Raw genomic sequence first — 11,895 nt, 5'->3', positions numbered from 1 at the left:
TTTGACAAGTCAAAGGCAGCCGGATACAGACGCTTTCGGGGGCTCGGGTCGGCGCGTCCGTTCAACGGCAAGATTCTTCGGCGGCGGCGCATCACTTCCACTGCAGAAAGAGGTGCGCAATTATGCAGATTGCGAAAAATATTTCAACCTGCTTTTATGATTGTTTTGCCCAAGGAGTCCCCGATGGACTATCGCAAGCTAGGCCGTACCGATCTGAATGTCAGCGCCCTGTGCCTCGGCACCATGACCTGGGGTGAGCAGAACAGCGAGGCCGAGGCCTTCGCCCAGATCGAACGTGCCAAGGGTGCCGGCATCAATTTCCTCGACACCGCCGAGATGTACCCGGTGCCACCCAAGGCCGAGACCTACGCCACCACCGAGCGCTACATCGGCAACTACTTCAAGAGCCGTGGCGACCGTGCCGACTGGATCCTGGCGAGCAAGATCGCCGGCCCCGGCAACACCATCGACTACATCCGAGACAAGAACCTCAAGCACAACCGCCGCCATATCGTCGAAGCGCTGGATGCCAGCCTCAAGCGCCTGCAAACCGACTGGATCGATCTCTACCAGTTGCACTGGCCGGAGCGCAGCACCAATTTCTTTGGCCAGTTGGGCTACACCCACAAGGCCGATGAAGATTTCACGCCGCTTGAGGAAACCCTCGAAGCCCTGGACGAACAAGTCCGGGCCGGCAAGATCCGCCACATCGGCCTCTCCAACGAGACGCCATGGGGCACCATGAAATTCCTCGCCCTGGCCGAAGCCCGTGGCTGGCCGCGAGCGGTGTCGATCCAGAACCCCTACAACCTGCTCAACCGCAGCTTTGAAATCGGCCTGGCAGAAATCGCCATCCGGGAACAATGCGGTCTGCTGGCCTATTCGCCCCTGGCGTTCGGATTCCTGTCAGGCAAATACGAAAACGGCGCGCGCCCCGCCAAGGGTCGCCTGACCTTGTACAGCCGTTTCATGCGCTATTTCAATCCACAATCGGAAGCCGCGTGCAGCCGTTACGTAGCGCTGGCCCGCGAACACGGCCTGGACCCGGCGCAAATGGCACTGGCTTTCGTTACCCAGCAACCTTTCGTCACCAGCAATATCATCGGTGCCACTACCCTGGAGCAACTGGACAGTAACATCGCCAGCTTCGACCTGAAGCTGTCGGATGAAGTGCTGGCAGGGATCGAGGCGATTCACAAGGACCATCCAAACCCGGCGCCTTGATGGGTTCACAGACCCCAACGCGAGCAAGCTCGTGCCCATATTGGATGTATGACTGGCCACTCATTGGTGATCAACATACAACTCATGGGGCAGCGGGCTTGCTCGCGATAGCGCCTTCAAGCTCACAACCGCATCAAAGCGACCGCGCAATGATCTCCTTCATGATCTCATTGGTCCCGGCATAGATCCGTTGCACCCGCGCATCAGCCCATGCCCGGGCAACCGGGTATTCCCACATGAAACCGTAGCCGCCATGCAACTGCACGCATTCGTCCAGCACTTTGCATTGCAGGTCGGTGCCCCAATACTTGGCCATCGCCGCAGTCGGCACGTCGAGCTTGCCCTGCAGGTGCAGCTCCAGGCAGCGGTCGACAAAGACCCGGCCGATCTGGATCTCGGTGGCCATTTCCGCGAGTTTGAAGCGAGTGTTCTGGAAGTCCGCGATGGACTTGCCGAATGCCTTGCGATCACGGGTGTAGTCCAATGTCCATTGCAACGCCGCTTCGGCCGAGGCCAGGCCTCCAATGGCGACGGTCAGGCGCTCCTGGGGCAGTTCCTGCATCAGGTACGCAAAGCCCATCCCGGCCTGTCCCAAGAGGTTCTCCTTCGGCACCCGCACGTCCTGGAAGAACAATTCGGACGTGTCCTGGGCCTTCATCCCGACTTTTTCCAGGCGCTTGCCTTTCTCGAAGCCCGGTGTACCCGCTTCTACCAGGAACAGGCTGGTGCCCTTGGCCCCCGCCTTCGGATCGGTCTTGGCGACGACGATGACCAGGTCCGCAAGGAAGCCATTGGTGATGAACGTCTTGGAGCCGTTGATGACATATTCGTCGCCGTCCAGCACCGCCGTAGTCTTCACGCCCTGCAAGTCCGAGCCCGCGCCCGGCTCGGTCATGGCGATGGCAGTCACCATTTCGCCTGACACCAGTTTCGGCAGGTACTTGTGCTTCAACGCTTCGCTGCCGTAATGGAGGATGTACGGCGCGACGATGTCGGAATGCAGCGAGAAGCCGATCCCCGTCAGCCCCAGGCGGCCGATCTCCTCGATCACTACGGTGCTATAGAGGAAGTCTGCGTCCAGCCCGCCGTAGGCTTCTGGAAGGTGCGAACACAACATTCCCGCCTCCCCTGCCTTGTTCCAGAGCTCGCGATCGACATGTCCCTGTTTTTCCCACTGGCCGTGGTACGGCACGGCTTCTTTTTCGAGGAAGGTTCGTACAGAGTCTCGAAACAATTCATGCTCGGGACTGAACAGGGTTCTAGGGATCATGGCGCACCTTTGGTTATTGTTGGACGGTCATCCAACAGAGCCTAAGCCTGCGGCGCACAACGGGACACTGGACACTTGCGCCAAAAAATAAGACGATCCAGCCGTTTGATGACCACTATCCCCTATAAAAATAAAGATGAATTATGTCCATGCACGTCTCCACGCCCTTGCGGCGCGTCAGCATCCTGGCCGTCGACCGGGTTTTCGCTTCCACCCTCATGCAAGCCAAGGATTTTTTCCACCTGGCCAGCCTGCGCTATGGCAAACAACTGGGCCACGGCCTGACCCCGGCCTTTGAAACCCGCCTGGTCAGCCCCGATGGCAACCCCGTGAACAGCTTCAGCGATGTGATCATGCCGGTGGACGGTGGCCTGGAAAACACCGACGTCATCATCCTGCCTGCCTTCTGGGATGACTTCGCCACCCTGTGCCAACGATATCCGCAGGTCCTGCCGTGGCTGCGCGAACAACACGCCCGCGGCGCGGTGCTCTGCGGAGAAGCCACGGGAGTGTTCTGGCTGGCCGAGGCCGGGCTTCTCGACGGCAAGGAAGCCACCACCTATTGGCGTTTTTTCAATGCATTCAAGGAACGCTTTCCCCAAGTCCACCTCAACCAGGACAAACACCTGACCGACGCCGACAACCTGTTCTGCGCCGGCGGCACCACCTCGGCGTGCGATCTCTACATCTACTTGATCGAACGCTTCTGCGGCGCCAACGTGGCCCAGGCCGTGGCGCGAGACATTCTCTATGAAGTGCAGCGCAGCTATTCGCCGGGACGCATCGGCTTCGGCGGGCAGAAACTGCACCAGGACGTGATCATCCTGCAGATCCAGCAATGGCTCGAAGAACACTTCGCCGACAAGTTCCGCTTCGAGGACGTCGCCAGGGAACACGGCATGAGCATCCGCAACTTCATGCGTCGCTTCCAGACCGCCACGGGCGACAAACCGCTGCATTACCTGCAACGGCTGCGGATCGAAACCGCAAAGGGCCTGCTGTCCGGCAGTCGCAAGAGCATCAAGACCATCAGCTATGAAGTCGGCTACGACGATGCGAGCTTTTTCGCACGACTATTCCGGCAACACACCGACCTGTCGCCGAACCAGTATCGGCAGCAGTTTCAGCAGGCGGCGTGAGCCGAGGCTGAATGCAATCCAGTGTGTGCGGGCTTGCCCGCGATGGCGAATTATCAGCCAATCCGAATGCCGGCTGACACGCCGCCATCGCAAGCAAGCTCGCTGCCTTGATCCTGTGTACGGCGCAAGGCTGTCCTTCTGCGCAGTCCTACATGAAAAGCGGAATGCGGAGCACCCGAGCGCTGGATTTCGCTCACATACGCTACCGGGTGAACATCGCAACATCACTCCCTGAAAAACTTCATCAGGGAAGAACAACGATGACCATCGGATCAAGCTACAACTACCCCTCCTCCGCCGTTAAGGAAATGGCTCGGACCCAGCGTTCGGCTGGCAGAAAATGGGCGGCTCGCTTTCCAAACCCACCCGATTTGTGCTTCGACTACAGGGCGTTGGTCGAACAGAACAACGGCATCGCCAAGGCAACCGATCCACAACACAGAATTTGCATCATAGGTGCCGGCATCACCGGATTGACGGCCGCCAGAGAGCTTTATCGTTGCGGATTCACCCACATAACCCTGATAGAGCAATCCAGTCGCATCGGCGGCAGGCACCTGACCGTCCCAGGAAGTAAACAATCCAACGCCAGCCATACACCTTTCGAAATGGGCGCCATGCGCATGCCCTTTTTCAACCGGTCGGATGAACCTCCAGTGGAAGGCCGGTCGCTGATGGCTTACTACGCCAAGATTTTTGAGTTATCGACTGCCGATTTCGCCAATCCAGGCAGCCAATGGGTCCACTCGACAGGCATTTATCTGCGCGAGGGCACTATTGGCGGCGAGCCGACACCGCATATGCTGATCTGGAAAAACGCAGACGGCAGTACGCCACCGCCCGGCAGAGAGCTACAAGAGGTATATGCAAAATGGAAAGCTTTCGCCGACCGAATGACGCGACATGTCGCCGAGGTCTACGCCACTGAACGATGGGAAGCCATGTGGCAGGCCATCGTAGCGAGATATCAGAATGTCTCATTTCGCGATTTGGTGAGCATGCCTGCCTTAAAAGCCTGGGATGAGCGCGAACCGGGAGATTTCGGCGGCATGGGGATGTCTGCCGAGGAGTCCGCGATCTTCTATGCGATCGGCATCGGCGATGGCAGTTGGGGGGCCTTCTACGATGTCTGCTCTCTATATCCCCTTCGCACAGCGATATTTGGGTTCAGCAGCCACTTGCAGTTGGTGCTTGGTCGGGTGGACTCGCTGGGTGATCCAATCCCTTCGCCCCATCTGCATAGCGAAACCGTTGTTGATTCGGCGGGATTGAGCTTCGACAGCCCCCGCTACATCGGGCTCGCGGCCCTGAGCGAATGCTTGATGTTCATGAAGACTGCGGAGACCGGCAAATCCGTCCATGAGCATAGCCTTGAACGAAAAGACGGCCTGCTCACAAACTCATCCGTGACCAGGCTGACAAAACTGGCAAACCAAAAGATACGCGTCCATTTCGACTGGCAATACAGTCTGCCCGAGCAAACCCGGCAGCACGCCCAGGATTTCGACTCGGTCATCCTGACGCTCCCTTCTTGGCTGATCGAAACTCGCATCGAACTGGAAAATTTCACACCGCAAATTCTGCCGTTCGAAACAATCAATGCTTATAAAACTGCTCACTGGGAGACCAGCTGCAAAGTATTCGCACCGTTGAAGAAATCATTTCTTTCTAAAAACAGAACCATCCCGCAGGCAATCGTCACCGACAGTCTCATCCACGACGTCTACACCTATCGCTACAACGACGACTACAGCTATGACTGCATCCTGCTGAGCTACACATGGGAAGACGATGCAACCAAACTCGCGTCATTCAGCGACAAGGAGCTTGTCAGCAAGTGCGCCAGGGAGCTGGATCGAATACTCATGAGATGTACCAATATCCAGGAGCGAATTTCGCCCTATATCGGACTCGATCAAGCCGTGGTCCAACGGTGGATTACCGATAAAAACTCGTTGGGTTGTGCCAAGTTGTATCGGCCAGGTACCTATCGCGATGCCGTGAGCCTGATGAAATACAACAGGGACTTTGGTCATCAGTCGGGCCTGTATTTTTCCGGCGAATCGTTTTCCGTGGACGCTGGCTGGACAGAGCCTTGCTTTCGAGGTGCCATCGACGCTGCCATCCACATCTGCAACAAGACCGCTGCGACCTTCAATGGCGGGTTCTCCCTGGACGACTATCCGCACTATAAGTTCGGCTCCTGACCCTGGTCCGTCTCGTGCCATGCACGCTGTGCATGGCACGGCCGAGTCACGCCAAAACGTTCCTATTGTCCATCTTCGGAAGCTGCCTACAACCTACACGGAAACGGCCGACTTACATCCCTGCCTGTTTAGCCTCTTATACACACGCCAATACACAGCGTAATAACAATAAAAAGAGGTTATCCCATGAGCGAGCCAACCAGTCCTGTTCGTGTCGCCGTCGTACAATTCGACCCACAAGTTGGTATCAGCAATCGAGAAACCAATCTGCATCGCAGCCTTGCGTTAGCCCATAAAGCGGTCGACGACGGCGCCAACCTCGTCGTCCTGCCCGAGCTGTCGAATACCGGCTATTTCTTCAACAACCGACAGGATGCGTTTGAGCACGCCGAGTCGGTCCCCGACGGGCAAAGCGTGCAGGCCTGGATGGACTTCGCCCGCCAGCACCAAATCTACCTGGTAGCCGGCTTGACGGAGCGCGACGGCATGCGGCTGTTCAACACTGGCGTTCTGGTGGGGCCTGATGGTTTTATCGGCAAGTATCGAAAAGCGCATCTGTGGAATCTGGAAAAGCTCTGGTTCACGCCAGGTGATCTGGGCTTTCCGGTGTTCGAAACCCCCATCGGCCGCATCGGGTTATTGATCTGCTGGGACATCTGGTTCCCGGAAGTACCGCGCATTCTCAGCCAGCAAGGCGCAGATATCATTTGCAGCCTGAACAACTGGGTCTGGACACCACCGCCTCTGTTTGATGACGCCGGCAAATGTATGGCGTCGTACCTGACGATGACAGCCGCGCACGTCAACAATGTGTTTATCGCAGCGGCAAGCCGCATAGGTGAAGAGCGAGGTGCCCGCTACCTGGGCTGTTCACTGATCGCGGGCACCAACGGCTGGCCAATCGGTGCGGTCGCCTCCGCCGACCAACAGGAAATCCTGCTTGCCGACATCGACCTGACCAGTTCCCGCAGCGCCGCCATCTGGAACAATCTGAATGACCTGCACCGCGATCGTAGAGCCGATCTTTACGATCAAATGCTTGGCTACACCCAGCACCCTTCTCTGCCGCGTTGATAAGGGAGCTATCCGATGGAAACTACAAGCGAAAAGCTCGAACAACGCCAGCCGGCCAACCGATCACCGCTGGACATCGCCATCGTCTTGCTGATGCTCGGCGCGATAGCACTGGTCATCTGGCTTTCATTCACGTATCGCTCTTCCTGGCCTGCCCACTGGCCAGACTACAGCCACATGGTATCGAACCTGCCGCAGCCCGTTGCCTGGTTGCGCTGGGTGTTGGGCGACATCAGCGAGGTTGCGTTCTACAAGCATGAATTTGCCTCTATTGGATTGCTGGCCGGGGCCTATCTCGCTTACCGGGCCAATCGGACAGGAAAAGCCTGGCAAGGCTTTTCCATCTGCTACGGCACCGGTCTGTGGCCCTGGCTAGTCACCAGTTCGCTTCTGGGGCTCTTGCTCAGCAACCTGTTGTGGGGCTGGACAGTCACCGCTACAGCCTGGCAGCCCACGTTCGCAGCGTTCGTTTCATTGCCTGCAGCGATGGTGCTGATGTTTGGCGGCGGTTGGAAGGTCGCAGTCAACGGGGCGATCATGGGCGCTTTGCTGGTCACCCCCGCGTGCTTGCTGATCGTCAACTACGTCTGTAATCCGCTCGGATTACCCTCAGTGATTGGCAACGTCTCGGGCATGGCTGTCGCCAGCGTCATCGCTTTTCTGATCTGTCGCTACCAGCCGAGCCTGGTGAAGTCGCAGGCCTCGGCAGAGCCATCCGAGCCAACACCCGCACCACTGCCCGCCAAGACGCCCGACTACGGTATCGTCTGGACGCTCCGCCGGATACTGGCGGACTTTTCCGAGGCACCGTTCTTTGGCAACGAATGGGCCAGCATCGGCCTGATAGTGGGCGCATTGCTGGCCTACAGCTTGAACCCGATGAGCCCGGCCTATGGCTCGGGCTTGCTGCCCCAATTGATCGGTGCGCAAGCATTGACCTCGGCATTGGGTGTAGTGATCTGGCGCCGACAATGGATATTGCGTGGCTGGTATCCCACCTACATTCCACTGGTATCAGTGGTTCCGGCGGCGCTGCTGACCTATGGCGACAGTTGGCTGGTAATCATTTCAAGCGCCTTGCTGGGTGCCTTGATCGCGCCACCGCTGGCGTGCGCAATTGCAAGGCGGGTGCCCGCGGACATGCACCCTTTCATCGCCAATGTCCTGTCCATGGCCATAAGCACCCTTCTGATCATTCCGTTTATCGGACTACTGATGACGCGCTGAGCCCATGATCCACTGGCTGTATTGCGACCTTCAAGCGCGGCGCGTACAGCCAGTTCCCACAAAAAAAGAGAGGTATTGCATGAACTTGCCCAAACTGGCCATCGCGTCACTCGGCGGCACCGTAAGCATGCAGGCCCGGGCCGTCGGAGAGGGCGTGGTGCCGACTGTCAGTGGCGCAACCCTGCTAGCGTCGATACCGGAGCTGAGGACGCAGGCACACGTCACCGTCGAAACACTCGGAATGTTACCCAGCGCCTCGTTGGATTTTGCGTTTCTGCTGAGCGTCCTGTGCTGGGCGAATTATCAGGTCGAGCAAGGCGCGGTAGGTGTAGTCATCACTCAAGGCACTGACACACTGGAAGAATCGGCGACCTTCTTCGATCTTCTATGGGAACACGATGAACCACTGGTCCTCACCGGCGCGATGCGTTCGGCAACCCAGGCGGGGGCCGATGGGCCGGGCAACCTGCTGGATGCTTGCCGGGTCGGCTTGGCGCAGGACAGCCGCCGGCGAGGTGTTCAAGTGGTGATGAACGGGCAGATCCACTCGGCGCAAGCTGTTCGTAAAACTGACTCGATGGCGTTACAGGCTTTTTCTTCGCCCATCGTGGGGCCGACCGGTCTGTTGCGCGAAGGGAGCGTTTATTACCTGCGTTCCAGATCGCAACGCCACGTCTTGCCTGTGCCGCATCAAACCGCACAGAAAGTCGCCTTGCTTCAGGCATCACTGTCTGCCGACACCCTGTTGTTGGATAACATCCTCACGCTGGGCTACGACGGGTTAGTCATCGCCAGTTTTGGTGCCGGACATCTTTCCGAAACCTGGACTGCGTCGATTGATGCCATTGCCAAAAAAATCCCGGTCATTATCGCAACTCGCTGCGGCTCAGGATCCACGGCACGTTCGACCTACGGGTTCAAGGGTGGCGAGATGGATCTGGTTCGCAGGGGCGCGTTGATGGCTGGATTTGTCTGTCCACGCAAAGCCAGGATTCTCTTGTGGCTGCTGCTTGGATGTGAGCGCCAGGATGATGTGAGCCGCTACCTGAAAGAAAACGTCCAGTTTCAGTAACGTTCAGATTATTGCGGCGAGACGGCTGCTGCCCTGGCAATCGCTTCGCCACGGTTTTGTCACCGCCCTTGCCGGACAGCTTTGCTGGCATGCAAGGGCGTTTGTCCGCAGAACCCTACGGCTTATGCGCCCGCGCAAGGAATTCGTGCGACTGCATCTCCAGCAAGCGACTCAAGGTGCGCTGGAACTCGAAGGTCAGGCGACCGCCGGTGTACAGGTCCTTGAGTTCGACTTCGGCCGAGATGATCAGCTTCACGTTACGGTCGTAGAACTCGTCGACCATGTTGATGAAGCGACGGGCGATGTCATCGGTGGTGACGCTCATCTGCTCGACATTGCTCAGCAGCACGGCGTGAAAGATCTTGCCCAGTTCGATGTAGTCGTTCTGGCTGCGCGGGCCGTCGCACAATTCGCGGAAGTCGAACCAGGCCACGTCATCGCAAGTACGCACGGCGCGGATCTCGCGGTTCTCGATGACCAGCACATCGTTTTCGACGGCCTGGGTGCATTCCGGCGTGAGGGCACGGAAGCTCTTGCGCAGGCTTTCTTCGGCGGCGGCATCCAGAGGAAAGTGGAACAGTTCCGCTTGCTCGAGGTGACGCAGGCGATAGTCCACGCCGCTGTCGACGTTGACGACTTCGGTGTGCTCCTTGATCAGCTTGATGGCCGGCAGGAAACGCGCCCGTTGCAGACCGTCCTTGTAGAGGCCGTCGGGCACGATATTGGAGGTGGCGACCAGGGTCACGCCGTTCTTGAACAGTTCTTCCATCAGCGTGCCGAGGATCATGGCGTCGGTGATGTCGGAAACGAAGAATTCATCGAAGCAGATCACCCGGGTTTCGGCGGCGAAACGCTTGGCGATGATGGTCAGCGGGTTCTTTTCGCCGCCCAGGGTTTTCATTTCTTCGTGCACGCGCTTCATGAAGCGGTGGAAGTGCGTCCGCGTCTTTTCCTTGAACGGCAGCGCTTCGAAGAAGGTGTCCACCAGGTAAGTCTTGCCCCGACCAACGCCGCCCCAGAAATACAGGCCCTTGACCGGCGCCTGGTCTTTTTTGCCGAACAGTTTGCCCAACAAGCCCGGCTTGTTGTTCGACGCGGCGATCAGGTCGTCGTACAGGCGCTGCAAATGCCGCACTGCCGTTTCCTGGGCTGCGTCGTGAAAGAATTCCGGGCGTTTCAGATCAGCTTGATATCGTTCTAGGGGCGTCATATTCGTTAGCAAGGCAACAAAAACGGGCCGTCACTGTAGCGATGGCCCAGAGGAATGGCAATCGGCCCTTATCCGGGCCGATGGTCGGGTTACGCCTTCGGTCAGTCCTGGGCAGGCGTCAGTGCCACGCGCAACGCGTCGATGGCGGCATCGCGGGCGGCATTGTCAGCGAACGCAGGGCTCTGGGCCACGCATGCGCCGTCGAGCCATACACCGAAACCGAGGTCTTCGCTGCGTACATCCAAGGGTTGGCCGGACTGCAATTGCTTGCTCACCTGCCCGGCGGTCTTGCCGTCCGCAAAATTGTTCGAGAGCAACAGTTGCTCGCCATCGGCGGAAAGCAGCCGGAAGCGGAAACTGCCGTCCTCGTCGCGGAAACTGACAAAACGGGCGGCCTTGGCCGCTTTCTTCTTGGTCTGGGTGGTCACCTGGACCTGGCTGACAAAGGACCGCAGGCCAACCGCCTCGCGCAGTTCATTGAGGAACGGCGTGGCCACGGCCCGGGCTTTCTTCGCGCCCAGTTGCAGGATGTCTTCAAGGTCCGACGGACGCTCGATGAACTGGTGGTAACGCTCGCGCGCTTCACCCAACTGGTCATCGAGCAATTGGAACAGACGACTCTTCGCCTCGCCCCAACCCAGGCCCTGCAGCAATTCGCTACGGAACTCGGCGGACTGTTCGGCAGTAGCGAAGGCCTGGAACAGAGTGAACAGGTGCGAGTTGTCCGGATCCTTGGCTTCGCCCGGCGCGCGGGAGTCAGTGACGATCCGCGAGATCGCGTCCTTCATGTCCTTGGCGCTGCTGAACAACGGGATGGTGTTGTCGTAGCTCTTGGACATCTTGCGACCATCGAGGCCCGGCAGCGTGGCGACGCTCTCTTCGATCAGGGCTTCGGGCATGGTGAAGTATTCCTTGCCCTGGCCAAACAGGTGGTTGAAACGCTGGCCAATGTCGCGGGCCATTTCCACGTGCTGGATCTGGTCGCGACCGACCGGCACCTTGTGGGCGTTGAACATCAGGATGTCGGCGGCCATGAGGATCGGATAGCTGTAGAGGCCCATGGTGACGCCAGCGTCCGGGTCTTCGCCGGCCTCGACGTTCTTGTCCACCGAAGCCTTGTAGGCGTGGGCGCGGTTGAGCAGGCCCTTGGCGGCGACGCAAGTCAGCAGCCAGGTCAGTTCCGGGATCTCGGGAATGTCGGACTGGCGATAGAACGTCACGCGGTCCACATCCAGGCCGCCGGCCAGCCAAGTGGCGGCGATTTCCAGGCGCGAGCGCTGGATGCGCAGCGGGTCATCGCACTTGATCAGGGCGTGGTAGTCGGCCAGGAAGTAGAACGAATCGGCGTTGCTGTCGCGGCTGGCGAGGATCGCCGGACGGATGGCGCCGGCATAATTGCCCAGGTGCGGGGTGCCGGTGGTGGTGATGCCGGTCAGGATACGGGTACGCGTCGTCATGGGTTATCGCTTGTC

Annotated in this window: 9 protein-coding genes; 6 read left to right on the top strand and 3 right to left on the bottom strand. The window is 58.7% G+C overall.

The window, feature by feature from the left end; genetic code table 11:
- The first annotated feature begins 183 nt into the window (after positions 1-183).
- Positions 184-1,224 carry an NADP(H)-dependent aldo-keto reductase gene (locus VQ575_RS04850; RefSeq protein ID WP_039591566.1) on the top strand — a complete coding sequence of 347 codons (1,041 nt, stop codon included), beginning with the start codon at positions 184-186 and terminating at the stop codon, positions 1,222-1,224.
- A gap of 133 nt (positions 1,225-1,357) precedes the next feature.
- Here the strand turns inward: VQ575_RS04850 and VQ575_RS04845 are convergent, their stop codons facing one another.
- Complete coding sequence (locus VQ575_RS04845) at positions 1,358-2,494, bottom strand: acyl-CoA dehydrogenase family protein (RefSeq protein ID WP_039591567.1); 1,137 nt, start codon at positions 2,492-2,494, stop codon at positions 1,358-1,360.
- A 242-nt stretch (positions 2,495-2,736) separates the two neighbouring features.
- On the opposite strand from VQ575_RS04845, the gene VQ575_RS04840 reads away from it, so the two are divergent.
- From VQ575_RS04840 to VQ575_RS04820, 5 genes are all read left to right on the top strand, one after another.
- On the top strand, positions 2,737-3,633 hold the full coding sequence (locus VQ575_RS04840; RefSeq protein WP_196304804.1) for a GlxA family transcriptional regulator: 897 nt from the start codon (positions 2,737-2,739) through the stop codon (positions 3,631-3,633).
- Positions 3,634-3,893: 260 nt separating this feature from the next.
- A complete protein-coding gene (locus VQ575_RS04835; protein WP_039591662.1) occupies positions 3,894-5,840 on the top strand; it encodes a flavin monoamine oxidase family protein in 1,947 nt (648 codons plus the stop codon).
- A gap of 186 nt (positions 5,841-6,026) precedes the next feature.
- On the top strand, positions 6,027-6,914 hold the full coding sequence (locus VQ575_RS04830; protein ID WP_039591569.1) for a nitrilase family protein: 888 nt from the start codon (positions 6,027-6,029) through the stop codon (positions 6,912-6,914).
- 15 nt (positions 6,915-6,929) lie between these two features.
- Positions 6,930-8,141 carry a threonine/serine exporter family protein gene (locus tag VQ575_RS04825; protein ID WP_039591570.1) on the top strand — a complete coding sequence of 404 codons (1,212 nt, stop codon included), beginning with the start codon at positions 6,930-6,932 and terminating at the stop codon, positions 8,139-8,141.
- Positions 8,142-8,220: 79 nt separating this feature from the next.
- Complete coding sequence (locus VQ575_RS04820; protein WP_039591571.1) at positions 8,221-9,213, top strand: asparaginase; 993 nt, start codon at positions 8,221-8,223, stop codon at positions 9,211-9,213.
- Positions 9,214-9,328: 115 nt separating this feature from the next.
- Here the strand turns inward: VQ575_RS04820 and zapE are convergent, their stop codons facing one another.
- The gene (gene zapE / locus VQ575_RS04815) at positions 9,329-10,423 is read right to left on the bottom strand and encodes a cell division protein ZapE (protein WP_039591572.1); all 1,095 of its coding nucleotides are present in this window, start codon (positions 10,421-10,423) and stop codon (positions 9,329-9,331) included.
- Between the two features lie 101 nt (positions 10,424-10,524).
- The gene (locus VQ575_RS04810) at positions 10,525-11,880 is read right to left on the bottom strand and encodes a tryptophan--tRNA ligase (RefSeq protein ID WP_039591573.1); all 1,356 of its coding nucleotides are present in this window, start codon (positions 11,878-11,880) and stop codon (positions 10,525-10,527) included.
- Positions 11,881-11,895 lie beyond the last annotated feature (15 nt).

It is taken from the genome of Pseudomonas frederiksbergensis, from assembly GCF_035751725.1.
GTDB classification, from domain to species: Bacteria; Pseudomonadota; Gammaproteobacteria; order Pseudomonadales; family Pseudomonadaceae; genus Aquipseudomonas; species Aquipseudomonas frederiksbergensis_A.
The sequence above is the reverse complement of the archived record's forward strand: the minus strand, read 5'-3'. Positions and strand labels throughout refer to the sequence as shown.

Bases quoted from the DNA above. Each gene is read 5' to 3' on its own strand.
- VQ575_RS04850 (WP_039591566.1), top strand. From the start codon at position 184: ATGGACTATCGCAAGCTAGGCCGTACCGATCTGAATGTCAGCGCCCTG.
- VQ575_RS04845 (WP_039591567.1), bottom strand. From the start codon at position 2,494: ATGATCCCTAGAACCCTGTTCAGTCCCGAGCATGAATTGTTTCGAGAC.
- VQ575_RS04835 (WP_039591662.1), top strand. From the start codon at position 3,894: ATGACCATCGGATCAAGCTACAACTACCCCTCCTCCGCCGTTAAGGAA.
- VQ575_RS04830 (WP_039591569.1), top strand. From the start codon at position 6,027: ATGAGCGAGCCAACCAGTCCTGTTCGTGTCGCCGTCGTACAATTCGAC.
- VQ575_RS04825 (WP_039591570.1), top strand. From the start codon at position 6,930: ATGGAAACTACAAGCGAAAAGCTCGAACAACGCCAGCCGGCCAACCGA.
- VQ575_RS04820 (WP_039591571.1), top strand. From the start codon at position 8,221: ATGAACTTGCCCAAACTGGCCATCGCGTCACTCGGCGGCACCGTAAGC.
- zapE (WP_039591572.1), bottom strand. From the start codon at position 10,423: ATGACGCCCCTAGAACGATATCAAGCTGATCTGAAACGCCCGGAATTC.
- VQ575_RS04810 (WP_039591573.1), bottom strand. From the start codon at position 11,880: ATGACGACGCGTACCCGTATCCTGACCGGCATCACCACCACCGGCACC.